The sequence below is a fragment of the Saccharopolyspora spinosa NRRL 18395 genome (assembly GCF_000194155.1).
In the GTDB taxonomy this organism is placed as follows: domain Bacteria; phylum Actinomycetota; class Actinomycetes; order Mycobacteriales; family Pseudonocardiaceae; genus Saccharopolyspora; species Saccharopolyspora spinosa.
In genome coordinates this window covers 410,202-434,903 of sequence record NZ_GL877880.1, presented here as the reverse complement: position 1 = coordinate 434,903, position 24,702 = coordinate 410,202, and the positions used below count along the sequence as shown (strand labels likewise).

23 protein-coding genes are annotated in these 24,702 nt (G+C 69.6%); 12 read left to right on the top strand and 11 right to left on the bottom strand.

The genetic code is table 11. The annotated features are described in order from the left end of the window. Positions 1-45: 45 nt before the first annotated feature. On the bottom strand, positions 46-1,164 hold the full coding sequence (locus tag SSPN_RS0132690; RefSeq protein WP_010313311.1) for a baeRF11 domain-containing protein: 1,119 nt from the start codon (positions 1,162-1,164) through the stop codon (positions 46-48). Positions 1,165-1,493: 329 nt separating this feature from the next. Here SSPN_RS0132690 and SSPN_RS60715 point away from each other — a divergent pair, with 329 nt between their 5' ends. From SSPN_RS60715 to SSPN_RS55730, 3 genes are all read left to right on the top strand, one after another. Then, positions 1,494-1,949, top strand: coding sequence for a DMT family transporter (locus tag SSPN_RS60715; RefSeq protein ID WP_010313309.1), 456 nt, complete (start codon positions 1,494-1,496; stop codon positions 1,947-1,949). Next, positions 1,931-2,407 (top strand): EamA family transporter, encoded by a 477-nt coding sequence (locus tag SSPN_RS60710; RefSeq protein WP_010313307.1) that lies wholly within the window; start codon positions 1,931-1,933, stop codon positions 2,405-2,407. The genes SSPN_RS60715 and SSPN_RS60710 overlap by 19 nt, the downstream gene beginning before the upstream one ends. Before the next feature lie 108 nt (positions 2,408-2,515). Continuing rightward, a complete protein-coding gene (locus tag SSPN_RS55730) occupies positions 2,516-2,680 on the top strand; it encodes a hypothetical protein (RefSeq protein ID WP_010313306.1) in 165 nt (54 codons plus the stop codon). Positions 2,681-2,738: 58 nt separating this feature from the next. Here the strand turns inward: SSPN_RS55730 and SSPN_RS0132675 are convergent, their stop codons facing one another. Beyond that, the gene (locus tag SSPN_RS0132675) at positions 2,739-4,547 is read right to left on the bottom strand and encodes a gamma-glutamyltransferase family protein (RefSeq protein ID WP_029535957.1); all 1,809 of its coding nucleotides are present in this window, start codon (positions 4,545-4,547) and stop codon (positions 2,739-2,741) included. Positions 4,548-4,687: 140 nt separating this feature from the next. Next, positions 4,688-5,998 carry a UDP-glucose dehydrogenase family protein gene (locus SSPN_RS0132665; protein WP_044576289.1) on the bottom strand — a complete coding sequence of 437 codons (1,311 nt, stop codon included), beginning with the start codon at positions 5,996-5,998 and terminating at the stop codon, positions 4,688-4,690. Positions 5,999-6,137: 139 nt separating this feature from the next. Between SSPN_RS0132665 and SSPN_RS0132660 the strand changes: the two genes are divergently transcribed. The 3 genes from SSPN_RS0132660 to SSPN_RS0132650 all read left to right on the top strand — a co-directional run bounded on the left by SSPN_RS0132660 (position 6,138) and on the right by SSPN_RS0132650 (position 8,340). Beyond that, entirely contained in the window at positions 6,138-7,100 is a 963-nt protein-coding gene (locus tag SSPN_RS0132660; protein WP_010313299.1) for an aldo/keto reductase, read from the top strand. 254 nt (positions 7,101-7,354) lie between these two features. After that, on the top strand, positions 7,355-7,477 hold the full coding sequence (locus tag SSPN_RS61870) for a hypothetical protein (RefSeq protein WP_010313297.1): 123 nt from the start codon (positions 7,355-7,357) through the stop codon (positions 7,475-7,477). Between the two features lie 104 nt (positions 7,478-7,581). Further along, complete coding sequence (locus tag SSPN_RS0132650; RefSeq protein ID WP_010313295.1) at positions 7,582-8,340, top strand: SDR family NAD(P)-dependent oxidoreductase; 759 nt, start codon at positions 7,582-7,584, stop codon at positions 8,338-8,340. 167 nt (positions 8,341-8,507) lie between these two features. On the opposite strand, the gene SSPN_RS0132645 is transcribed toward SSPN_RS0132650, so the two are convergent. Together SSPN_RS0132645 and SSPN_RS0132640 are read right to left on the bottom strand one after the other, a co-directional pair. Further along, positions 8,508-10,256, bottom strand: coding sequence for an N-acetylmuramoyl-L-alanine amidase (locus SSPN_RS0132645; RefSeq protein ID WP_237710865.1), 1,749 nt, complete (start codon positions 10,254-10,256; stop codon positions 8,508-8,510). Between the two features lie 163 nt (positions 10,257-10,419). Continuing rightward, a complete protein-coding gene (locus tag SSPN_RS0132640; RefSeq protein WP_010313291.1) occupies positions 10,420-12,048 on the bottom strand; it encodes a TM0106 family RecB-like putative nuclease in 1,629 nt (542 codons plus the stop codon). Between the two features lie 87 nt (positions 12,049-12,135). Here SSPN_RS0132640 and SSPN_RS0132635 point away from each other — a divergent pair, with 87 nt between their 5' ends. Then, entirely contained in the window at positions 12,136-12,774 is a 639-nt protein-coding gene (locus tag SSPN_RS0132635; protein ID WP_237710864.1) for a DUF6474 family protein, read from the top strand. Positions 12,775-12,954: 180 nt separating this feature from the next. On the opposite strand, the gene SSPN_RS0132630 is transcribed toward SSPN_RS0132635, so the two are convergent. Together SSPN_RS0132630 and SSPN_RS0132625 are read right to left on the bottom strand one after the other, a co-directional pair. Next, a complete protein-coding gene (locus SSPN_RS0132630) occupies positions 12,955-13,188 on the bottom strand; it encodes a hypothetical protein (protein ID WP_010313288.1) in 234 nt (77 codons plus the stop codon). 6 nt (positions 13,189-13,194) lie between these two features. Beyond that, positions 13,195-14,883 (bottom strand): BCCT family transporter, encoded by a 1,689-nt coding sequence (locus SSPN_RS0132625; RefSeq protein ID WP_010313285.1) that lies wholly within the window; start codon positions 14,881-14,883, stop codon positions 13,195-13,197. Between the two features lie 252 nt (positions 14,884-15,135). Here SSPN_RS0132625 and SSPN_RS49520 point away from each other — a divergent pair, with 252 nt between their 5' ends. From SSPN_RS49520 to SSPN_RS0132610, 3 genes are all read left to right on the top strand, one after another. Continuing rightward, a complete protein-coding gene (locus SSPN_RS49520) occupies positions 15,136-15,711 on the top strand; it encodes a hypothetical protein (RefSeq protein ID WP_143539441.1) in 576 nt (191 codons plus the stop codon). Between the two features lie 138 nt (positions 15,712-15,849). Next, positions 15,850-16,542 (top strand): YcnI family copper-binding membrane protein, encoded by a 693-nt coding sequence (locus SSPN_RS0132615; RefSeq protein ID WP_010313283.1) that lies wholly within the window; start codon positions 15,850-15,852, stop codon positions 16,540-16,542. Continuing rightward, positions 16,539-17,069 (top strand): copper resistance CopC family protein, encoded by a 531-nt coding sequence (locus SSPN_RS0132610; RefSeq protein ID WP_010313282.1) that lies wholly within the window; start codon positions 16,539-16,541, stop codon positions 17,067-17,069. The genes SSPN_RS0132615 and SSPN_RS0132610 overlap by 4 nt, the downstream gene beginning before the upstream one ends. Positions 17,070-17,322: 253 nt before the next feature. On the opposite strand, the gene SSPN_RS0132605 is transcribed toward SSPN_RS0132610, so the two are convergent. The 4 genes from SSPN_RS0132605 to SSPN_RS0132590 all read right to left on the bottom strand — a co-directional run bounded on the left by SSPN_RS0132605 (position 17,323) and on the right by SSPN_RS0132590 (position 23,115). Beyond that, on the bottom strand, positions 17,323-19,986 hold the full coding sequence (locus SSPN_RS0132605) for an HAD family hydrolase (RefSeq protein WP_101376326.1): 2,664 nt from the start codon (positions 19,984-19,986) through the stop codon (positions 17,323-17,325). 354 nt (positions 19,987-20,340) lie between these two features. Next, positions 20,341-20,643, bottom strand: a complete 303-nt coding sequence (locus SSPN_RS0132600; protein WP_044576281.1) for a hypothetical protein — start codon at positions 20,641-20,643, stop codon at positions 20,341-20,343. A 144-nt stretch (positions 20,644-20,787) separates the two neighbouring features. After that, complete coding sequence (locus SSPN_RS0132595; protein ID WP_187764750.1) at positions 20,788-21,693, bottom strand: phosphotransferase enzyme family protein; 906 nt, start codon at positions 21,691-21,693, stop codon at positions 20,788-20,790. 51 nt (positions 21,694-21,744) lie between these two features. Further along, on the bottom strand, positions 21,745-23,115 hold the full coding sequence (locus SSPN_RS0132590) for a helix-turn-helix domain-containing protein (protein ID WP_029535954.1): 1,371 nt from the start codon (positions 23,113-23,115) through the stop codon (positions 21,745-21,747). 222 nt (positions 23,116-23,337) lie between these two features. On the opposite strand from SSPN_RS0132590, the gene SSPN_RS0132585 reads away from it, so the two are divergent. Continuing rightward, on the top strand, positions 23,338-23,583 hold the full coding sequence (locus SSPN_RS0132585; protein ID WP_010313277.1) for a hypothetical protein: 246 nt from the start codon (positions 23,338-23,340) through the stop codon (positions 23,581-23,583). A 13-nt stretch (positions 23,584-23,596) separates the two neighbouring features. Continuing rightward, positions 23,597-23,935 (top strand): hypothetical protein, encoded by a 339-nt coding sequence (locus tag SSPN_RS0132580; protein WP_010313276.1) that lies wholly within the window; start codon positions 23,597-23,599, stop codon positions 23,933-23,935. Positions 23,936-24,702 lie beyond the last annotated feature (767 nt).

The following is a 24,702-nucleotide window of genomic DNA, read 5'->3' as shown; positions in this document are numbered from 1 at the left end:
GCCCGGCCGCAGCCCTGCCCCAGCCCGGCCGCTGAACGGTGCTGGTCAGGGGCGGTAGCGGAGGATCGCGGCCGTTTCTCCGCCGCCCGGGATGTCGTCGCGGCGCACCGCGAGGACCCGGCCGCCGGTGAGCCAGACCCGGCGGGCGATCTCGTCCACCACACCGTAGGACACGGCGTCGTCGGCTTCCTCGAACGTCACCGCGCCAGCTTCGTCGATGAAGCCCGGCACCGCGTTGTCGATGTTGACGAAGACCGTGTCGACCGCGCCCATTGTCGCGTGCCGGGCCACGTCGGCGATGTCGGTGACCGTCCGGCCCTGCCCCGTGCGCTGCTCGAACAGCCGATGCAGCTCGCGCAGCCGCTCGACGTGCAGGTCGTCGAGGACGTCGCGGGCCGCCGACGCCAGCTCGCGGTCGCTGCTCTCCTCTGGATTCCCGGTCAGGCCGACCGGGGCGAGCTCCGAAGCGGTGCTGACCGACCGGAAGATGCTCTGCAGCGGCTCGGTCGCGGCCAGGATCAGCGGCACATCGCCGCGCAGCACCGGCCGCATCGCGCGATCGACCTGGCGGGCGAACTGGCGCATCCGGAGCTTCTGCCCCTCGCTGCCCTGGAACCGGCGGCGCGGCAAGCGGTCGGTGAGCGACTCCTTGCCCACCGCGCTGGCCACGTCCACCGGCATCCCGGGCACTTCGACGATCACCGGGTCCATCTCGGGCACGACCTCCAGCAGCCGCACCGAGTGCTGCGCGAGCGCCAGCACCAGCGCGGTCTGCGGGAAGGTGATCGAGCGCAGCAGCGGCTTGAGGTGGAACCGGTCGGACACCTCAACCGCCGCGTTCAGGTGGTTCGGCAGCCGGAAGGTGGTCAGCGCTTTCGGGGTGGCGAACAGCGCCAGGCTGCGGGCCTGGAAGCGCCAGAACTCCTCGTCCTCGGCCAGGTCGGCCAGGTGTTCGGTGACCCCGGCGATGTCCTCCTTGGCGGTGCCCGCCTGCCGGAGCTGCTCGATCGCCTGCCCGGCGAGGTTCTTCAGCTCGATGCGCTCGGCATCGCCGCTGGATGCCGGGCCGGTCGGCACATACAGCGAGACGCTGACGCGCTCGCGGGCGGTCAGCAGCGTGTCGACCTGCGCCCGCGTCGGGATGTCGGTGTGCAGGATCGCCATCGGGGTCCTCCCAGGAGAAACGTCCGGACCAGCGACGCTACCGAGAGCGCGGGGAACCGGCAGGGCGACGGAGCTCACCGGGTCGTCCGTTCCGGCGGGACCGGACCTGCGGTTAGGGTGGGCGGCGTGAACTCGCACTGGCACCGCGTTCTGCCGCCTCCGTCCCGCTGACGGGCGGCGAACCTCCGGCACCCCGACGGAACCGCAGTTTCAATTGAAACTGTCAGTTCCGGTTCTTCCCACGCAGTTTCAATTGAAACTGCCCGGGGTCGTTCTGACGCGCGCCCGTTCGACGAGTCCTGCTGGTTTCGCGAACGGAAGAGTTCACTGTGTCCGATCAATTGCTCACCGCACCCGCTCCTGCTCCTGCCCGGAGCTTCCTCTCCGGCCCGCTGCCGGTGCTGCTCGCGGCCGTCCTGTGGGGCACCACCGGAACGGCCGCCAGCTTCGCCCCGGCCGGCGCGAGTCCGCTGTCGATCGGGGCCGCCACCGTGGGCATCGGCGGCATCCTGCTGCTCGCCGTAGCCGGGCGGTCCGCGCTGCCCGTGCTGCGGTCCGGGCGGACCGGGCTGCTGGTCGTGGGTGCCCTGGCGGTGGCGGTCTACCCGCTGGCGTTCTACTCGTCGATGGCGCTCGCCGGGGTCGCCATCGGCACCGTTGTCACGCTCGGCTCGGCGCCGGTGTTCGCCGCGATCCTGGAACGCGTCGTCGACGGTGTCCGGCTGGACCGCCGATGGGCGCTGGCTGCGGCGGGTTTGGTGTTTCGGTGCTTGGCCTGCTGTTGATCACGGGCGGCGGCGAGACTGGTGTTGGCACTGATGCCGTGCTCGGTGCGCTGCTCGGCTTGGTCGGCGGCGCCGCATACGTCGTGTACTCGTGGGCGGCCGCGCGGATGATGCGCGGCGGGCAAGGGTCGCGCGCGGTGATGGGCGCGATGTTCGGCACCGGCGCTGTGGTGCTGCTGCCGGTTCTCGTGTTCACCGGCGGCTCGCTGTTCGGTTCCGCGTCGGGGCTGGTGGTCGCGGGCTACCTCGCGGTGATCCCGATGGGCTTGGCGTACATGCTGTTCGGCGCGGGGCTGCGCCAAACGTCGACCAGCGTCGCGACGACGCTGAGCCTGTTGGAGCCGGTGGTGGCGGCGCTGCTGAGCGTGCTCGTCGTCGGGGAACGGCTAGGCGTCGCGTCGTGGTGCGGGGTCGGGCTCATCGGCGTCGGGCTGGTGCTGGTCAGCACCCGTCGCTGAGGACTTCTGCACAGCTGTGGACAACTTTCTCCACAGCTGTGCACAACTAGTCGCACGAACAGGTGTTTTCGCAGTTGAAACCCCTGTTGACACGGTTGTCCACAAGCTGTGGACAACCGCGTCCCCAAAGATGAAAAGCTTCTCGCGGACACGAGCTACGACCACGGGATCGACGCGATCACGGGAATCCTGACGGGCCCGGTGGACCTGGCGGACGCCACCGCGCGCACCCTCCGCATGCTCCTCGTCGGCCGGACGTTACGAGTCGCGTGACTCCGTCCCCCGCAATTTCCATTGAAATCGAACCTTCGGTTTCAATGGAAATTGCGGATCAGCGGCCGGCGGCATAGCCCTGAGCTCCTCGGGCGTTTGCCGCCGCTCGCAACAGACCCGTGTCCGGGTCCTGGGAGACCGCCGACAGGCGGCCGAGGGCCCAGGGGCCCGCGTCGAGCACGTCGTGGCCCCGGCGGCCCAGCTCGACGAGGGTCTCCGCGCCGAGCCGGGACTCCGCGACGACCCGGCCAGGCTCCCAGGCCCGCGGGTAGAACGACCCCGGGAACGCTCCGGTGTGCCAGGCGGGTGCGTCGATCGCCTCCTGCAGGTTCAGTCCACCGTGGACGTGCGCCAGCCAGAAGCACAGCTGCCACTGGTCCTGCTGGTCGCCGCCCGGCGTGCCGAACGCCATAGTCGGGACGCCGCCGCGCAGCGCCAGCGACGGGCTCAGCGTGATCCGGGGCCGCTTGCCCGGGGCCAGCGAGTTCGGCAGGTCCCGGTCCAGCCAGAACATCTGGGCTCGGCTGCCGAGGCAGAAGCCCAGCTCGGGGATGGTCGGCGAGGACTGCAGCCAACCACCGGACGGCGTCGCCGAGATCAGGTTCCCCCACCGGTCGACCACATCGACGTGCACCGTGTCGCCACGGCTTTCCCCGGTCGGCGACACCGTGGGCTCGCCGATGCCGACGCCGCTCGGATCCTTCAGGCCGTCCACCCCGCGACCTTCGGCGACGTGCGCGGCCAGGATCGGGTTGCGACCACCCGGCGAGCCGGGGTGCAGCTCCAGCGAGGCGCGGTCGCCGATCAGCGCGCGGCGGGCGGCGGCGTACTCGCGGGACACCAGGTCGTCGAGGACACCGGGATCGGCGGAGTCGCCGTACCAGGCTTCGCGGTCGGCGAAGGCGAGCTTGGCCGCCTCGACCGCGACGTGCACGGTGTCCGCGTCGGCGACGCCGTCGACGTAGTTGATCCGGTCGGCCAGACCCTCCAGGATGCGTAGCTGCTGCGCCAGCGCGGGCCCCTGGGTCCAGATGCCGAACTTCGCCAGGGTCCAGCCGCCGGGCAGGTCGACGGTCAGCGGCGTCTCGTAGCCCGCCTCGAATTCGGCCATGTCCTGCGCGGTGATGACGCCCGCATGATCCCGCCCGGAGTTGTCCCGGTGCGGCGTGCGCACGAACTTCTCGACCGCTTCGGCGACGAAGCCGTGCGACCAGGCGCGGCGGGCCGCGTCGATCTGCGCCTCGCGGCCGGGGCCTGCCGCCTCGCCCTCGGTCAGCAGCCGCTCCCACGTGTCGGCCAGCGCCGGGTTCTTGAGCACGCTGCCCGGCTTCGGTGCAGCGCCGCCGGTCAGCCAGAGCTGGGCGGAGGTGGGCCAGTGCTCGGCGAACATGTCGCGGACCATGTCGATGGTGGTGCTGATCCGGTCCACGATCGGAAAGCCGCCGCGGGCGTATCCGATCGCGTACTTCAGGACCTCGCGCAGCGTCTTCGTGCCGTGATCGCGCAGCAACAGCAGCCAGCCGTCCCAGGCGCCCGGCACGGTGGTGGCCAGGAATCCGGTGCCGGGCACCAGATCGAGGCCCAGCTCGTCGCGGTAGTGGCCGATGGTCGCGGCGGCGGGGGCCGGCCCCTGGCCGCAGAGCGCGCGGGGACGCGGATCGTCGGCGGTGGTGAACAGCGCGGGGACCTCGCCGCCCGGGCCGTTGAGGTGTGGTTCGACGACCTGCAGGACGAACCCGGCGGCGACGGCGGCGTCGAAGGCGTTCCCGTCGTCCTCCAGCACCGCCATGCCCGCCGCGGAGGCGAGCCAGTGCGTGGCGGCGACCATCCCGTGCGTGCCGACGAGTTCCGGGCGAGTCGTAAACACGTCAACCACCTTAGGCCGCCGCCACCCTCTCGATCGACACCTGAAGCGAAAGCATCTGCCGCGCCCAGCCCAAGCCGGACAACTCCCGCATGGGAGCCGTTACCCGCACCGCCGTGCTGAACGAGTTCGGAAACAGGCGATCAGGCAGGGCCGCCCGCGACGGGGGTTCGGCCGACGCCTCGCCAGGACAGGCCCGCTCGGCGCAGGACGTCCGGGTCCAGGTGGTTCCGGGTGTCGACCACCACCGGGCCCTGCAGCGCCTCGGCCACCCGGTTCCAGTCCAGCGCCCGGAATTCCTGCCACTCCGTCAGCAGCACCAGCACCGCGGCTTCCTTCGCCGCCTGGTATGGGTCGTCCACCAGCTCCACCTCGGGCGGCAGCGCCGCCTCGTCGCCGCGCAGCCCCGGGTCGTAGGCGACCAGCTCCGCACCGCGCGCCGCCAGCAGCCGTGCCACCTCCAAGGCGGGCGAATCGCGCAGGTCGTCGGTGCCTGCCTTGAAGGTCAGCCCCAGCAGCCCGAGCCGCACCCCGTCGAGGGAACCGCCGCATGCCTCGACGACCTTCGCCACCATCCGCTCGCGCTGCCGCGCGTTGGACGAGATCGTCGCCTGCAGCAGCGGGAAGTCGAAGTCCACCGCCCCCGCCACCTGCAGCAGCGCCGCAGTGTCCTTGGGCAGGCAGGAGCCACCCCAGCCCGGACCCGGCTGCAGGAACGACTGGCCGATCCGGCGGTCGTAGCCCATCCCCTCCGTCACGTCGGAGATGTCGGCGCCCAACCGCTCGCAGAGCTCCGCGATCGCGTTGACGTAGGAGAGCTTGGTCGCCAGGAAGCAGTTCGCCGCGTACTTCACCATCTCCGCGCTCGCCGCGTCCGTGAGCACCGTCGGCGCACCGAGCCGCGCGTACAGGGCGGCGACCCGTTCCGCCGCGTCCTGGCTGTCCGAGCCGACCACGATCCGGTCCGGGTTCAGGAAGTCGTGCACCGCCGAGCCTTCGCGCAGGAACTCCGGGTTGCTGACCACCGGGACGTCCTCGCGGCCGACCAGCTCGCGCAGCCGCGCCGAGGTGCCCACCGGCACCGTCGACTTCGTGACCAGCACGCATCCTGCGGGCAGCAGCTCGCGCACCTCGTGCGCCACCGCCTCCACCACCGCCAGGTCCGCCTCGCCCCCGGCCCCCATCGGGGTCGGCACGCACAGGAAGACGACTTCGGCCTCGGCGACGGCACCGGCCGAACCGACCACGAACTCCAGCCGGCCTGCCGCGATGCCCTCCTGCACCAGTTCAGTCAGGCCTGGCTCGTGGATCCGCACCTCACCGCGGGAGAGCTGCTCGACCTTGGTGGCGTTGACGTCGCTGCATACCACGCGGTGCCCCAGCGACGCCAGACACGCCCCGGTCGTCAACCCGACATACCCGGTGCCAACAACGACGATTCGACGGGCGAACACCAGCCCCACACCCCTTCGTACGATCCCCGCAAGACGAATCGTGGCACATCCCCCGCTCAGCGGAACCTGCTTCGCCAAACGTTCACGCGCCGTACGTCCTGCATGACGCGGCGGTGAACGGCGTTTAGGCTCACCAGCCGTGGAACAGCGACGCCTGGGCGAATCCGGTCTGGTGGTAAGCGCGGTCGGTCTCGGTTGCAACAACCTAGGCCGCCCCGGAACGGCCACCGAGTCCCTGTCCGGCGCGCGAGCCGTGGTGGACGCCGCGCTCGACGCCGGGATCACCTTCTTCGACGTGGCCGACGTGTACGGCTCGCCGCGCGGACGCAGCGAGGAACTGCTCGGGCAGGCGCTGTCCGGCCGTCGCGAGCACGCGATCATCGCCACCAAGTTCGGCATGGACATGCAGGGCGGCAACGGCCCCGACTTCACCGCGCGCGGTTCCCGGCGCTACGTGCGGCGCGCCGTCGAGTCGTCGCTGCGGCGGCTGGGCACCGACTGGATCGACCTCTATCAGCTGCACCGGCCGGACCGGTTGACACCGATGGAGGAAACCCTCTCGGTGCTCGACGACCTGATCCGCGAGGGCAAGATCCGCTACCTCGGGCACTGCAACCTCGCGGGTTGGGAGCTCGCCGACGCGTCGTGGACGGCGTCCTCGGCCGGGCTGACCACGCCGGTGTCGGCGCAGAACCACTACTCGCTGCTGGCGCGGGAGGCCGAGCGCGAGGTGATCCCGGCCTGCAAGCGGTTCGGCGTCGGGATCATCCCGTACTTCCCGCTGGCCAACGGGCTGCTCACCGGCAAGTACCGGCAAGACCAGGAGCCGCCCGCGGGCAGCCGGTTGGCGAACCGGAACCAGATGCTGGCGGACGCGCCGTGGGAGCACATCGAGCAGCTGCGCGGCTTCGCCGGCCAGCGGGGTCTCCCGATGACGGCGGTGGCGGTCGGCTGGCTGGCGGCGCAGGAGGTGGTCGGTTCGGTGATCGGCGGCGCTACCACCCCGGACCAGGTCCGGGCGAACGCCGCGGCCGGCGAGTGGCGGCCTTCCCAGGCCGATCTGGACGCCATCGACGCGATCTGCCCGCCCACGCAGCGTTAGCATGCGGTCGGTTCGGCGAGGAGTTGGAGCCAATCCCGGATGACGATGGCGAGTCCTCCGCACCCGCATTCCCGCAGGTGGCAGTGGATTTCGTGAGAATCGTCCGTCACACGGCACCGAGACGGATCACGCTCGCAGCACGGCGTTGCGGGCGATGCGGCGACGGTCGGTGATCGCGGGTTTCGCTCGGACGGATCGCAGAATTCCACCGGTGGCAGAAGCGCCGGGCCGGGCACGCGGACCACGCTCTTCACATGGAACTGATCGGGATCGCCGCAATGTTCGCCGGCCTCGCGTTACTGGCCGCGCTGCCGCTGGTCGCGCTGCTGGCGTTCGTCGAGGCGACCTCGCAGCGACGGGTGCACCGCCATCGCTGACCGCCGTTTCGCCGCCTGCCCGTTCCGCATCCGATGCTGGTTGCGACCGTTCCGAGGTGTTAGACATGCCGGGACACCAGCAACGGACGCAAAGGAACAAGCAGATGCTGATCACCGACACCGCGGCGATCGTCACCGGCGGGGCTTCCGGCCTTGGCGCGGCCGCCGCCCGAGCACTCGCGTCGCGCGGCGCGCACGTGTTCGCGGTGGACCTGCCGGACGCGGTGGCCAAGGCGCCGGTCGTTGACGGCGTCACCTACACGGTCGCCGACGTCACCGACGCGGACCAAGTGCAGACCGCCGTCGAGCAGGCCGCCGGCGCCCGGAACCCGCTGCGGATCGTGGTGAACTGCGCGGGCATCGCGCCGTCGGCGCGGATCGTCGGGCGCAAGGGCCCGCACGATTTCGACCTGTTCCGCAAGGTCATCGAAATCAACCTGATCGGCACCTTCAACGTGCTGCGGCTGGCTGCGGCCGCCATCGGCCAGACGGAACCCGACCAGCAGGGCCAGCGCGGCGTGGTGATCAACACCGCCTCGGTCGCCGCCTTCGACGGGCAGATCGGGCAGGCCGCGTACGCCGCATCCAAGGGCGGCGTGGCGAGCCTGACGCTGCCGGCCGCACGCGACCTGTCCTCTTCCGGCATCCGGGTGATGACCATCGCGCCGGGCATCGTGGACACGCCGATGCTGGCCACCATCAGCGAGGAGTTCCGCGCCGGGCTGGCCGAGAGCGTGCCGTTCCCGAAGCGGCTGGGGACGCCCGATGACTTCGCCCAGCTCGCGGTGAACATCGTCGAGCACGACTACCTCAACGGCGAGGTCATCCGGATGGACGGCGCACTCCGGATGGCACCGCGGTAACGCTGGGCAGCGGCGGCGATTTGGCGCGAAATCGCCGCCCCATCCGCGCGTGCCCGGCTTCGCGGCAGTTCGCGTGCGGCGCGATGCTTCGCCGGGAGCTGATCCCCCGGAGGATGCCCCCGTGCCCCGAACCGGTTGCGGTTCGGGGCACCGGTGCGCGTTTCGCGTCAGTACGGCCGGTCGGTGACGCTGCCGGTCGCGGCGTTCCAGACGACGTAGCCGCGTTGGAAGTCGCTTCGGCGGCCGCCCGGGACCGCGTACTCGTCGCTGGTCGGGTAGCCCAGGTACGACCGCTCCCAGCCCAGTTGCGCCCACCGGTCCTTGATCGCCCCGCGGACCTCGTGCGCGCCGGTGCCCGGCGTCCAGTAGATCGAGCCGTTCGCGCGGTCGAAGTGGTTGTAGCGCCCCACCCCGTCGGGCGTGCCCAGCTCGTCGGTACGCGGGTAGCCCAGCGGGCCCTTCTCCCACCCGAGCTGCGCCCACTTCGCCCGGATGAGGCCCCGGATCTCGTGTGCCCCGGTCCACGGCGTCCAGTAGATCGAACCGTCGGCACCGGCGAAGTGGTTGTAGCGGCCGGAGCCGTCCGGTGTGGACAGTTCGTCGGTGCGCGGATAACCCAGCACCCCGGTCTCCGCGCGGAGCTCCCGCCACTTGTCCCGGATCATGCCTTCGATCAGCGATGCTTCGGTGGCCGGGGACCAGTACGCGGACTTGGCACCGGCCGCGAAGGTGGCCTGGCGCCCGCCGCCGGCGGCGTCCCGCTCCAACTCGTAGACGCCGCCCAGCGGGCCCGCGTCGGCGCCGGTGGCCTGCCACTTCTGGTAGATCGCGCCTGCGGTCCAGTCGCCCATCAACTCGGCCACCCGCTGCCGCAGGGCCGGGAGTTCCTGGTAGGCCAGGTTGCCGGGGCAGTCGGTGTAGCCGACGTCGCGGTGACCGTGGATAACCGGCAGGGTCACCTCGGTGCCGAGCGGGTACTTCGCGGACGTTCCCCCGAACCCGGACACCATCGTGACCTTGCCGAGCGGATCGCGGTAGTTGCCGGCGAGCTTCCACGCCAGGACCTGAGCCACGGATTCGAGCTGCGTCGCGCTGGGCGACACCGAGGTGAACTCGCCGAGCATCGACACGCCAACCGTGTCCTTGTTGAAGCCCTGCGCGTGCGCGCCCCACACCGGGAGTTCCAGGCCGCCGTAGCGGCCTTCGAAGACCTGCCCGAACTTGTCCACCAGCACGTTGTAGCCGATGTCGCACCACTGCAGTTCGCTCGCGTGGTAGGCGTAGATGCCGCGCACGATGCGCGCGGAGTCGGCCGCGGTGTAGTCGTTGGTGCCCGCGGTGTGGTGGACGATCGCGGCCTTGACCGTGTCGCCGTACTCGACTCCGACGGCCTGCTGCTGGAAGCACTGGGTGCGCAGCGACTCATCGGCGCCCCATTCGGCGCGGCTGATCACGCCGGGCTTCGCGGCGGTGCTCGCGGCCTGCGCAGTTCCGGGGTCGATCAGCAGCACGGACGCGGTTTTCGCGTCGACCGGGGCGCCGCCGGATTCGGCGCGCACCCGGATCGCCGTCGAGTCGCCGAGCCAGGCCGCTTCGCTCGCCTGGTTCTTACCCGGTCGGCCGCGGTCCTGGCCGTCCACGGCGGGCAGCCGCACCCACTCGCCCCAGGTGCCGTCGAGGTGCTGCGCCTGCACTTCGACGAGGTCCGGGTTCTTGCCGTTCCACCGCAGGGCGGCCATCGCGAACGGCTTGGACCGGCGGATTTCCCTTCCCTTGCCGGGGACTTCAGGCGCGGCGTCGGCGAGCGGCACGCGCTCGACGGACGCCTTCTTCGAGGGCGGCTCGGCGGTTGCGGAAGGCGCTGCGACACCCGCGGACAGGACCACGATCAGCGCAGCAAGACATCGACGAATCACGCTACTCCCTAACCGAACGGTCACGGAAAGTCGCGAGGGAAGCAGCGACCACGAAGATATTAACTAGATCGGGCGAAAAAGATAGTCCACAATGGTCACCGTGCGCGCCCGGCGCGGGCGGAGATCACCGCTCGACCGCCCGGAAACCGATGCGGTACAGGTGTCAGAGGTCGGCCGCGTAGGGGATCTCGTCGGCCGCTTCGGAGGTCATCCAGCCGCGGATCGTCCAGGTCGCTCGGACGTCGTCCTCGTTGTAGCGGAGGATCCGGTCCCGTTGGGACAGCTCCGGCTCGCCGCCGCCCAAGCCCACTGCGTCGCGGTACCAGCGCATCGAGTTCTCGCCGCTGGCCTCGGCGTCCCGCCAGCCGAACCCGGCGCTCGGCGCGATCACCTTCAGGCCCTTGCCGTTCGGGCACAGGAACTGCTCCCGCACCGAGGCGAACAGGTCGACCCACTCGGCCGAGTTGATGAACTCGCGGACCTCCGCCACCGACGGCACCCCCGGCTTCCCGGCGAACCGCTCGGCCGAGGCGAGCATCCAGCGGTTCTCCGCGAGCTCGTTGTAGCAGTAGGCGCGGAAGCTCAGGCCCCGCTCGTACGCGCGGCGGCGCACCGAGCCGAACCACGTCCAGAACTCCGCGAAGGACCGCCCCTCGTCGTCGGACGGCAGCGGCTCCCAGCTGACGAACGCCCGGTAGCCGGGCTCCTCGTCGATGTCCGCGCCGGACAGCCAGCAGCCCCACAGGTAAGCCCCGGCGTCGGCGTAGCTCTCCATGTCCACGTCGACTTCCACGTCCGCGCGCGGCACCACCAGATCGCGGACCCGCCGCACCAGCGGCAGATTCTGCAGCCAGGCCTTGGCGAGCAGGATCGCGTCAGCGTTGCGGACCCCCGTCATCGGCAGCGCTTCCGCCTCCGCCAGCGGCGTCGCGGCCAATTCATCCACTGTGGACACCCCGACGTCGCGCAGCGCCACCGCGTCCTCGCCGCGCACCACCAGGCTGACGTCGCGTTTCTCGCGCAGCTGCGATTCGCAGGTCGGCCACCACGGGCAGCCCTTGCACTCGGTGATCCGGGACGGCAGCGCGAGCGGCTCGGCCCCTTCTGCGGCCGCCGTGGCCACCGCCAACCGATCGGCGAACCGCACCTCGTACTCGGCGAGCGCGGTCCGGCCGCCGGGCCAGTTCGGCACGTCCAGGTCGTGCCACAGCACCACGTCGGCCTCGACGCCGATCACGCCACCGACGTGCGTCGCCGCGCCCATCCCGCACGCCTGCAGCAACCGCACGGCGTGCGCCAGGCGCAGCTGGTCGCGCGGCTGCGCACGAACCTTGCGGGCCTGGTCGTTCCGGGCGGCCTCCGGCACCGGCCGATCGATCGGCGACACCCGGGCGCCATTCCCCGGATCGGTGATCTTGTGCCGCACCACCAGCACCGGTACGTAACCGTCGCCGCAGCGCACCAGCAGGTCGACCGAACCGCGGCGACCGCCAGGCACGTCGGCGGGCAGCTGCGCAGCGGAGATGTAGGGCGTGCCCGCGCGCATCGCGGCGAGCGTCAGCTCCTCGCGGCCGGCCGCAACGCCACGCGGGATCTCCGCCCAGTCCTCGCCGAGCGTGTTGTACAGCAGTTTCGCGACGTACCGGCGGTGTTCCGCGGCGTCGGCGATGCGCTGTTCGATACCCAGATCCAGCTGCGCTGGCGGTTCGTCCTGCGCGGGATCGTTCTCCAGGTGCACGCGTCGACGGCACCGTGTTACGACGCCCGCATCGAGCAGCACCTTGTCCTTCACGTGTGAAGGGTATGCCGTCGCTCTGACAGGCGCGCCCATCACCCCGGTGATAACGACTACGCACCGTACCCGTTGGAGCACCGGCAGATGTCGTACCGCACGGCGGCCGGACTTAAGGTGATCGCAGTGGAACTGCTGGACGGGAAGGTGTTGGCCGCGGTGAGGAAACGCACTCCCGGACGAAAGATCCGGACGAAGGACACGACTGGCTCCCGCAAGGCGATCAAGCAGGCGAAGAAGGCGGACAAGAAGGCCGCCAAAGCGATCAAGAAGGGCGAGCACGGGCGCATCACCCCGGGCAACGCCAAGAAGATCATCGGAGTGGCCAAGGTGGTCGGCCCGGTGGTCGCACCGTTCGCGCTCCACGCGGTGTCGGTGGCGCGCGAGCGCTACGAGCGGATGCGTGCGCGACAGCTCGGGGTACCGGTGGACGAGCTGGGTAGCTTCACCGGCCGGGGCGCGGCGCTGCACGCGCGGATCGCCGGCGACGCCGGTGCGCTGGGCGAGCTGCGCGAGCAGTCGGCGAGTACCGAGGAGGCGGTCGTCGCGGAGCAGTACGCGGAGCGGACCGCGAAGCGGCTGGTGCAGCTGACCAGCGCGGTGCGGGCCGCGGAGCGGATGCCCGCGCAGCGGCGGAGGTCGGCGCACCGCGCCGTCGACGCGGAGCTGGGGCGGATCGAGGACGACCTGCTCACCCGCTTCGGCGTCGCCCGGGTCAGGCACTAGGACCCCACCGCACGGCGGGTTTCCCGACACGCAACGGTGTGTCGGAGGCATTGGATGTGGGTGAAGGACACCTTCAGCCGAGCACGCCACCCGTCGTCGAGCACGCCGCAAGCCGTCAGAAGGCGCCCTTCGCCTCTTCCTTCCGGTGCCGCTAACTGCCGGCTTGGCCGTCCGGGAGCTTCACCAGGCCCTGCTGGACCATCCAGGGCAAACAGGGCGAACGACGGGATGGTCAGGATCGCTGGATGCAGCGGTCGCGATCGCCGCCCCGGCGGGGCTGCGATAGACCACAACCCCGACCAGGACGCCGATGATCGTCGCCAGCACGATGCACTGCACCATCATGCTGGCGTGCTGGTAGGAGTCCACCAGCAGCGATTGCCACCTGGATGCGACGTACTCCAGGAAGTTCACGCTTGCTTACTCTTTTCCACCCGCAGTCGCCGCGGTGGCCTCCTCGGCCTCGGCCGGCGTGGTCACCAGCTGGAACTCGCCGTCGTGCTCCTCGGTGCCCAAGATGACGGCCTGCTCCAGCACTTCGGCGCCCTTTGCGTCGCGCAACGTCATGTCATCGCTGCGCAGGTCCTTGAGCAGTGCCAGGCACATGAGCACCATGACGATGGCGAACGGGAGCGCCCCGATGAAGGTCAGGTTCTGGATGCCGTCCAGCGCCTTCTCCTCATCACCGCCGGCGGTGCCGATGACCAGCATGATCGCGGCCACGGCGCCGGTCGCGGCACCCCAGAAGATGACCACCCACTTACTGGGTTCGATGGCGCCCCGCTGGGACAGGGTGCCCATCACGATCGACGCGGCGTCGGCCCCGGAGACGAAGAAGATCGCCACCAGGATCATCACCAGCACCGAGGTGACGGTGGCCCACGGCATGGTCCCCAACACGTCGAAGGTCTGCGCCTCCGCGGAGCCGTCGCCGTAGACGTTGGCGCCCGCCTTCTGGGCGTCGATCGAGGCACCGCCGAAGATCGCGAACCAGATCAGGCTGACCCCGCTGGGCACCAGCAGCACGCCGGCGACGAACTGCCGGATGGTGCGGCCGCGGCTGATCCGCGCGATGAACATGCCGACGAACGGCGTCCACGAGATCCACCACGCCCAGTAGAAGACGGTCCAGCTCGCCAGCCAGTTCTGCATCTCGTCGCCGCCGGTGGCCCCGGCGCGCGAGGCCATCTCGCCGAACTCGCTGATGTAGGACCCCACCGAGGTGGGCAGCAGGTCGAGGATGAACACCGTCGGGCCCAGGACGAATACGAAGAGCGCGAGCAGGGCCGCCAGCACCATGTTGATGTTGGACAGCCACTGGATGCCCTTCTCGACACCCGACACCGCAGACAGGATGAAGCAGATCGTCAGGATCGCGATGATCCCAACCAGCACGGCGCTGCTGGCCGAGTCCTTGGGGAGCCATTCGGCGCTCTCCAAGCCGCTGCGGATCTGCAGGGTGCCGACGCCCAGCGAGGCGGCGGAACCGAACAGCGTCGCGAACAGCGCGAGGATGTCGATCAGCTTGCCGACCCACCCCTCCGCGTTCTTCTTGCCGATCAGCGGGACGAACACGCCGCTGATCGTCTGGCGGCGGCCGCGGCGGAAGGCGCTGTAGGCGATCGCCAGACCCGCGACCGCGTAGATCGCCCACGGGTGCAGCGTCCAGTGGAACAGCGAGGTCGCCATGGCCGTCTTGATGGCCTCTTCGCTCTCGCCGGGCACCGTCCCCGGCGGTGGCGAGACGAAGTGGCCGAGCGGTTCGCTAACGCCGAAGAACATCAAACCGATGCCCATACCGGCGCTGAACATCATGGCGATCCAGGACACCGTCCGGAACTCCGGCTGCTCGCCGTCCTTCCCGAGCGGGATCCGACCGTACTTACTGAAGGCCAGGAACAGGGCGAAGATGACGAACCCGGTGGCCGCCAGCACGAAGCCCCAGCCCGTGTTGGCGAGCAACCAGTTCAGCGCTGCCGACGAGGCAGCGCTCAGCGTGTCAGTCCCCAATGCTCCCCAGAAGACCACGGCGAACATGATGGCCGCGGTGATGCCGAAAACGACCCAGTCTGTTCTCGGCTTCCCAAGGAACTCAGGGATTCCGGTCAATGCAGTTGTATGGTGGCCCTCAGCGGGGTCACCACTTCGTTTTGTTTCGGTCGACACAGGTTTCGGCGCCACTTTCGGCGACGCCCCCTCCTCTCCGTCGTCAGTTACGACGATCTGGAACTAATCGAGCCGGCATGTATGCAGGTGGTAGCTCCGGACCGTCTGCAACCCGTAAACCGTGACCTAATCGGGTGAACAAGGCAAGCTCACCTGCGGTCAGCGTGGCCGAACCGACACCTAGACTTGCCTGCTGTGGCAGCCAGACTCACACCTACGCAGGGCGCACTACGCGTCCTGCGCGGTGCCGGTTTGGCCACCACGTCGGCGTCACTGTCCGTGGCCGCGCACGCGGCCGCTGGCGGGTCGTTACCCGATCCGGGAACAACCGTGGTGATCACCGCCCTGCTGGCCGGTGCCGGTGTGGCGCTCGCTGATCGCAAGCGCGGGTCGTGGGGCATTCTAGGGGCCTTGAGCGTCACCCAGCTGACTCTTCACATATTTCTGCAGGTCGTGGCGAGTCATCAGGACGGTGCCGGGTACCCAGGGATGCCATTCTCACCGCTGGCAATGGCCCTCGGGCACATCGCGGTGGTGCTGCTGACCGGACTCGTGATGGCGCACGCGGAGCGGGCACTCTTCGTAGTCGCCCGCCTGCTCGAGTCAATCCTGCCCCGTAGGTCGACTCCGTCACCGATCGTCACGGAGCCGCGCACGGTGTGCGTCGCCGTCGTCACGGTGCGTGCCCTGGCGCTGCTGATCTACCAGCGAATACATGCCCGTCGCGGGCCTCCGGAATCTCTTGTCGATCAAGTGGAATATGCCATCTGATCGTTTGCGCATTCGTCATTTCGCCGCTTTCGCGCGCGAATAACTCATACGCACAGGAGATTTCAAGCAAACATGTCGACAAAGCGATTCGCGGTTCGATCCGCGGCACTGGCCGCTGCTTGCGGGATTGTCGCGCTAATGGGAGCGGGAACGGCGTCCGCGCACGTCACCGCACAGCCAGGCGAGGCCGCCAAGGGCGGTTACGCCAAGGTCGCCTTCCGGGTGCCGAACGAGCGGCCGAACGCCGGGACCGTGCAGGTCAAGGTGACCCTTCCAGAGCAGTACCCGCTGAGCTCGGTGCGCACCAAGCCGATGCCGGGCTGGAACGTCCAGGTCGAGCGGGTCCAGATCGCGCCGGTCGAGGTGGCCGGCGCGCAGGTTGCCGAAGCTGTGCGCACCATCACCTGGACGGCGCAGCCGGGCAACCGGATCGGGCCGAACGAGTTCAACGAGTTCGAGGTGTCCCTCGGCGCCCTGCCGACCAACACCGATGAACTCGTGATGCCCACCACGCAGACCTACGACAACGGCGAGGTCGTGAACTGGGACGCTCCGCCGCCGGCCGAGGGCGCGGAGGAGCCCGAGCACCCCGCTCCGGCGCTGAAGCTGGTCGAGGAGGCCGAGGGCGAGCACTCCCACGGCGGCGCCTCGCACCAGGCGCCCGCCGACGAAGCGAAGGCCGGTTCCGGTGACAACACGGCCCGCTGGCTGGGCGGCGCCGGGCTCGTGGTGGGCGCGCTCGGCCTGGGTGTCGGGGCCGGTGCCCTGGCGCGCAGCCGCAATGCCGGGCAGGCTGCGGCGAAGCAGGATTCCGGGAAGGACGACTCGTGAAGCGGTTGCTGGCTGTCGCGGTGCTGGCGCTGGCCGCCCTGTTCGGCGGCGCCGGTACGGCGCTGGCGCACAACGTGCTGGTCAGCAGCGATCCGCCGGACGGCGCGCAGGTCGCCACCGGGCCCCGGGAGGTCCGGTTGACCTTCGACCAGCCGGTGCGCGCGGGCTACAACACGGTCAACGTGGTCGGCTCGGACGGGACGTACTGGGCCGACGGTGAGGTGCGGGTCGAGGGCACCTCGGTCATCGCGCCGGTCCGCGAGCTGGGCCCGGCGGGTGCCTACACCGTCGGCTACCGGGTGCTGTCCAACGACGGCCACCCGGTGTCTGGCAAGGTCACCTTCACGCTGACCACCCCGGGTGGGGGCACCCCGGCCCCGGCCCCGCAGAACGCGGATCAGCCGGGCCAGCAGGCGCAGTCCGGGGAGTCGGGCGGCATGCCGATATGGCCGTGGATCGCGGGAGCGGTGCTCCTGGTCGTCCTCGGCCTGGTCCTCGCCCTCCGCCTCGGCAAGCCCAAGGCCTGACAACCCGATAGAAGGGCACCTCTTGCCAGATTGGCCGGCAGGAGGTGCGCCCTTCACTTCGTTCAGGCGTCGAACTTGCCGGTCTTGATGGCGGCGACGAAGGCCGACCCCGCTCCACTCGACCGAGCACTGCGCCGTCTCCTTCCGCAGAGGAGCCGAACTCGCGGGCAGGTAGTTCCCTCCCCAATGCCCGCCCGCTGCCACGCTCCGCGGTTCGCCCCCGGCTGCGGACGCTGCTCTGCCCGCACCTCGGTTACTTGCTGCGCAACCGGATGCGTTCGAAGATCTCCGGATCCAGCACTCCGGTGCGGGTCAGGGCTTGGGGTGGGGCCATGAACCACGGTTGGCGGCGGTCGCCGGTTCCCGGGGCGTGGACCGGTCGGAATCCCTGGTCTGCCAGGGAGATCGCGTAATCGACCGAGACCTCGTGCTGGGCGTTGAGGGTAGCCGTGCCATGCCACGGAATCACGCCCGAACCGCCGAGGGGGACGAAGCGCAGTCTCCCCGGGGCCGGGCGGATCGACAGGCTCAGCCGCACGCAGTTCTCCCGCCAAAGCACCGAATAGTCGAGTTCCTCGTCGACATGCTTGTTCGCGAGGTAGGTGATCGTCTCGCGCCAGGTCAGCGCGAGCAGGTCGCCGCGGGCTCGGCGGATCCCGGGCGGGGACGTCGGATCGGTCAGGTCGAACGGGTCCGCGTAGATCCGCTGCGACCAGGCGAACGGATCTCCGCCGGGGAAGGGCACGTCCACGGCCTGCAGCACGGAGTGGAACAGCTCGACGAACCGCGGTTGGCCGGGGCCGGCCGGATCTCTGTCGTCGGCCGCCGCCAGCACCGACCGCGGGTTTCGGCGGATGTCGAGACCCGCGAACGCCGCGGTGTACCTGTCGCGGTGCTTCGCCAGCAGTCCCGGTCGCTGCGCCCGGTCGCCGCAGAGCGGGTGCGCGTCGGCGGCGCTGTCGAAGTCCTCGACCGTCACCACGCCCTGTGCTCCGGCGAGTTCCACCTGCTGCACGAACTGCTCGTGGTACCCGGCATACCGGTGCGGTTCGCGGAACCTGAAGTGGCTGGCATCGGTGAGCGCCAGCACCTCGATCCCCGGTGGGTGCACCTGCCGGACGGCCGCGTCGAGTTCCCGCAGCCGGACCAGCATCGCCAGCTCGGAGAGGTCCGGCAGCCCGCCGAGCGCCTTGAGCCGCGAACCGTCCTGCTTCAGCGACGGCCCCACCATGATGAACCGGATGCGGTCACCGGCCTCGACCGAGGCGAGCACGTCCCGTTCGGCTGCCGCGAGGGGATAAGCCGACCGCGCCGCACCGAACGGTTTCGCCGTGATCACCTGCCACACGGCGCGGGCGATCCCCACCGGGCCCGGATCCATCCCGGCGCCGACCTGACCGCCGAGCCGCTGCCCGCTCGCCAGCGCGGCGTCCGCCAGCGACGCGACGATCCGCGCCTGCTCCTCCTCGGCCAGTTCCACGCCGCGCGACCAGATCGTGGGGCGCGTGCTGAGGTCCCCGATCCGCAGCCCGCCGAGCGACGTCACATGCGACAACTGCGCGTTTTGCCTGTGCCCGCGCCCCAGCGGGATCGGATGCGGCAGCGACTCGAAGGTTGCGATGCCATCGACGGTGCGCCCCGCACCGTCCACTGTGAACTCCGGTGGGCGCACAGCGACCACGACGGCAGCGGGGAAAGCCGCTTGCAGCGCACGGCGATTGGCGGCCGAGTCGTCGAAGGCCGCGACGAGCTCGTACCCCGGCATCTCGTGCAGCGCCGCGACCTTCTGGTCCGCGACCGGCCCGTCGTCGGTGGTGCGCAGCTCGAGGTGGCCGAGCCCATGGCGGGCCAGGACTTCTCCGGTGGCGGCCCGCATCCGGTGCCGGCGACCGGTCAACCAGACGACCCGGCCACCGGCTTGCTCCAGGTCCCGGACGAACCCGATCAATCCCGGCGCCGGACCATCGGTCCGCAGCGCCTCCCAGTCCCACGCGACGTTCCGGCGGTACTCGGGGTACAGCGCGTCCCAATCGAGTTCGGGATAGCGCTCCAGCAAACCGCTGCGCACCAAGAACGGCCGCCAGCCTGGTTGGTACAGCCCGGGCAGCACGTCGAGCTGCGCGGCCAACTCCTGGATGCCGTGCGCCTCGCCAAGACGGCGCAACGCATCGCGGACCCGGTGCTTCGGGTGCAGCGCGCAGAAGTCGAGGTCCACGGCGACCAACGGACGCGGCAGGCCGGGCTCGCGGCGGCACCGCACGCTTCGTTCCCTCACCAGCCGGACGACCCGGCTGAGGATCTCGTGCTGCTCCGCGGCGACGGCATGCACGAAGCGGCGCCACGGGTGCTCGCCGGCGAAAGCGGCCGCAGTCCCCTCGGAGAGGTTGCGCAGTTCCTGGGCGATGACGGCGTCGAAGGCAGCCCGAACCCGCTCGTCGCCAGTGACGAGCGTGCAGGCCGCCGCCAACTCGTCCAACTGCGCGTCCAACGCGACGATCACGTCCGCCACCCCCGGAACCGCCGACCGCGCGCTGCAGATCCCGGCGAGCACGATCCGCCCGGTGGCCGCCGACTCCGAGTCGAGTTCGACACCGATATCGCCGACCGGCAGACACCCCCGCGCCAGCAGCCCGCGGAAGGTGATCAGCAACGGCCGGACCACGAACTCGGCGAGGTGGTCCGGCGCTCCCCAGTCCGTCGGCCTGCCCTCCACCAGCCGTTTCAACGACAGCACATCACCGGGGAAACCGCTGCTCGCCAAATCACCCAGGCCGACCGCATTCCGCGCCACCGGTAGCGTTCCCAGTTCTCGATGCGCACTGGCCGCGGACGCCACCACGCAGTACAAGCGCAGCAGCGGGTCGTCGTCCAGCAATCCAGGCCGCTCTGACCGGCCATCCGGACCGCGCAAAACCATCTCCAATCGATCTGTCCGCCGCTTGCTGCACGAATCCGCCGAGAAGGCACCAAAGCAGAACCCGCCCGCTCATCCGGCCGACGAGTTTTCGAAATTCCAGAAACTGCGTACCCGAAGGCTCGCGCGGTTCTACCGAACGACCTCGCGAGCGAAAACTGGGAATATGGCGGCAAATTCCGCAATACCGGAGGTCCAAGCGGCGCCACTTCTCCGCGCAGCGGCCACCACCGGCGCAAATGCCGAATTCACCCCGACCGAACGGCCCCCCACCGATCGTCGAAACCCGAGCTCAACAGGCGCACCGGCAGGCAGACACGGCTGCGGCGCAACGCTGACGCGCCGGTCGCCGAGTGGTCACTCGCCGTCGGCGAGCTGCACGAGCGGGGCGCAGCAGTCCCCGTCCAAGCGCTGCAACGCGAACCGGCCACGGCACTCCAATTGGCGCCAAGTGATCCAACCCGCGGCGTAATGCCGATACGCCTGGGCGAGCAGCACCAGCTCCGCCAAGTGGTCGGCGTGGCGGATCCTGAGTTCCTCGGGCAACCTGGGCAACGATGCGACCTGGCTGTCCACCACGTCGTCGAGCACCTGAGCGGCCCGCAACGCGCGCTTCCGGCGCCAGCGCGGCATCCGCGGCAAGAACTTCGCGTTCCTCATCGACAGCCCGTCCCGTAGCAACGCACCGATGCACCAGTTCGCCCGTATAGTTTACCCCTTCGCCCGAAGGTACGTCACCAGAAACTGTAAAACCGCCCCGGCAATCGACCCAAGATCGCCCGTTCGGCCTAGCAGTAGACCGGATCAGCTGTACGGCACCCATTGCGTGGCGAGATCTCCGTCCCTGATCGTGCGCAACCGCTGGTGCAGTTGCTCGCGAACCCCGGGATTGCTGCGCAGGATCGGGAGCACCCCGGTGGTGATCTTCAGTTCGCGCAGTTCGCGCAGCACGGGAAAGCCTTCCCAGCACGTGATGTCGAAACCGTAGGCCCGGATTAGGTCGTCGTGCCAGCACGGCGGGTGCCCCATCCGCAGCCGACCCACCGCGATCGGGATCAGGTCCCACTCCGGCGGCCCGATGCACAGCGAATCCAGGTCGCACAGCAACGGACCATCCGCCCCGCCGATCACGTTGCCCAGGTGTGCATCCGCGTGGATCACGCTGCGCGATAACGGGAAGTGCAGCGTTTCCAGCCGTTCTTCCAACGCGTCGCAGCGCTGTTCCAGAAACCGGTGATCGGCCGGATCGGTGTCGACCGCATCGGTCAACCGGCGCCGGATGTCCGCCATCGGCTGCCAGTCCAGGAAAGTCGGTGAGGCCGGCTTCGAATGCATCTGGCGCAGCAGTTCGCCGAGGTCCGCGCCGCTGGGCATCGGGCCGGCCTCCGGCACGTACTGCCAGAGGGTCGCCAGGTGTTCGCCCACCTGGACCGGCTGCTCGACACCCGGCAGCAAGCGCACGGCGGGAACCCCGTGCACCGCCAGCCAACGCGCGGCTTCCACGGCGTTGAAAGCTCGATAGGTGAAGGACGGGGAAAGCACCAAGCGGACGACGACTTGCTGGTCGCGGAGCAGGAAAACCCCGTTGTTGACGATTCGGATCAAACGCGCGCCGGTCGAATCGAGGCCGACGGCCGCGCAGATTTCGGTCAGTGCCAGATCCAGCTCAGGCGGAACGCACCGACTCTCTTCCACTGGTTGTGTCTTCATGCTCATCGTTTCAAGCCGACGGCACCGGCACGGCTGCCTGACGCGGCCCGATCACACCCGGCGGAACCGCCGGACCGCCTCGAACAGGTCGCGGACATCCGAATTCATCCGGTGCTTGCCGGCCTCCAGCTCCAACGGCTTGAGCCGGTCGGCGACGCGCGCGGATTTGACCCGCTCGCCGAACTCCAGCGCCCGCCGCCCGACCTTTACGCCCTCCTGCAGGTCGCCGGCCCGGATGTGGTTGGTGGCCTGCAGGCTCAGGCCGAAGACGTGGGTACGCGCCATGTCCGCGCCGTAGGCCTCGTTGCACTTGATGGTCTCGGCGACGGCGATCGAGGCGTGCTTTCTCGGCTCGAAGACGGCCAGCGCGTCGTGCGCGGAGCCGATCATGCCGTGCAGGTCGTTCTCGGTGAAGAAGCGCACCCAGTCCGGCGCCTCGTCGGCGCGGGCGCGGGCGAATTCGTCCTTCGTGCGGCCCACCATCTTCTGCACCTGCTCCGGCTTGTTCAACATGCCGTAGGCCCAGGCCTCGTTGGCGCACAGCACGGCCACGGTCAGCGAGGAACCGGAGTCTTGCGCGGCGATCTGGCCCAGCTGGAACAGCTTCAGCGCCTCGTTCGGCTCCTCGTGATGCAGGTAGACGCGGCCCATCCGGTACAGCACGCTGGCCACCAGGCCGTCGTCGTCGGCCTGCTTCGCGAATTCCAGCGCCTTGCCGAAGTGCCCGCGAGCGGGGTCGAGCAGGCCCACGTCGAACGAGGTCCAACCGGCCAGGCTGTGCATGTCCGCCAGGGCCACGAAGAGCTGCTTTCGAACGGGATCGGTGGCGCTGGACTCGAGCAGCTGCTGCGCCCAGGACAGCTGGGCGACGACGGCGTCCCGGCAGGTCCCACCGCCGTAGCGGTAGTCGAGATCGCGCAATGCCTTGGTCGCGGCGTGGATCTGCTGCACGTCGGTCATGCCGATGCGTGCCGGTGCCGGCGTCTGCGCGCTGGCGGGCAACCAGGTACTGGTCTCGGCGCCGAATACGGCCGCCCCCATGGTCACCGCTGCGGCGTGGGACAGGAACTTCCTGCGCTTCACCGACTCCTCCTCCTCAGCGTCAGGGGCGTTGGCCGCCTGCGCGACCCGTATAGCGGTCGCCCCGTCGTAGGCGAGGCCCATGTAGCCCCGCGGGATTCTCAGCCCGTCAGCGATCCGGACAAGCACGTCATAGGCCATGACCTGCCGCCCCTTGAGGATCTCGGACACCTCGGACTGCGACTGCCCCGTCGTGGCTGCGATCTGCCGCTGCGAAACGCCATGCCGGCGCAGTTGCCGGTAGATCTCGCTGACGTCCCGTCGAGCCAGCGCATCCCGCATCTCCCGCTCGTTCCAGACGTCGGGTGTAACGGGAGAGCCGCCAGAACCGATGATGTTCATTTAGACCCCCTGACGCTCTGCTCGGGCGTTGGTCGCAGAGTAAGGGCACTGCTGCATCCCGGTGAAGCGCATATCGGTAGAGGTGATCGGCGGCGGTGAAGTCCACCGACCGCTCGTCGTTGCCGTTTGCCCGGTTATCGCCGCACCCCTAGGCGCGAGGACCCGTTCCGTTCCAATCTAGTCAGCACAGGCAAACCGAGCACGGACGGGAACGGTGACGAGATGCGGGAAGCACAGGGCGGAAACGGCCAGTCGGCCGAGTTCCCCAACACGCCCGCGGATCGGCGCCGTTGGTGGCGAGTGGACTGCCGAGACGTGGCGAACTCGCACCGGTTCTTGGACGTGCTGGTAAACCGGGACAGGGTGGTACTCGTCGGACCGCCCGGCCATTCCGCCGCGTTGTCGGTCAACGGCCTCGGCCAGTTGTCGGACGCGCTGCGGGATGCCGCTGTGCAGGCGAGAAAGTGACGGTGACGTTTCGGTGGACGAGATCCTGGGACAGGTGCTGCGCAGTGCGGTGCGGGAGCGGCTCGATGTGCTGACCGAGCTCGCGAACCGCGCGGACGCCCCTTCCCTGCTCTCCGTGGCGCGTTCCGAACTTCCCCGGCTGACCGAGGGGTGGCGAACGCTGCTCACCGCGCACGACGCCGACGAGAAGGGCAACTGCCCGGAGTGCTCAAGCCGCTGGCGCCCGCAGAAAGCACCATGCTCGGTGTGGCGCACGGCGTACGAGCACCTGGTAGCAGGAGCCTTAGCACCCCGTCCCGCACGGCACCTGCGTCCGGCGCACGCACTGCGCCCGGTGACGCCGGTGCCGTAAGCAGGCGGACTCGGCCCGGATAGCACTACCCCCTCCCCGACCCGGATCACCGAGAAACCGCCAGGCGGCGGCCGATGAACGGCGCGGTCGTGAATCCCCGACCTCGGCCGACGTTCACCGGCCGCCGCCGCGAAAAACTCCACATCGGACCGGCTGGACACCAGCGCGGTCGCCACAAGTTCCGCGGGCCGGTGCTGACGCACTCCCCTCCCCCCGACCGGTGCCGGTCCGCGGACTCCAACCACTCCGGCAACCCGTTTCCCCGGACGGAGCCGGAGTCTGGAAAGGCCCTGGAGCTCGATTCCCCGACCGAGCCCAGGGCCTTTCCATATTTTTTGCGGAGCGTGGTGCGCTTGCGTAGCGGTGCGCGCAGCGGAACCTCAGACGACACCTGGACTGCGTGATCCCCAACTTACGTATGCCCTACTGCGGGTTCGGAAAGAGAACACGCCTCCGTCGTTGATCGACTACCGAACCACGGCACCGTTCTTCTGGCCAGAACCCGTGAGTGGGTTGGCCCTATAGAGGCCGTTTTGGAATGTGCTGCCTGGCGTGAACGGACAGTGATGATGTGTGTAGTGACGCCGCTGGTGGGTCTGACCCTCGAACGGACTGACGGCTTGCCTGTCCTTGAACGGATCCGTCGGCCTTACCGGGCGTTGCTACGCACGCGGCCGGACGGGCGTTTGTGACCTCATAGGAGCTTGGCCAAGAAGCCCCGTCACTGTCTTGTCCACCCGCCCGACCGGCGCGTGCCGCCCTCGGAA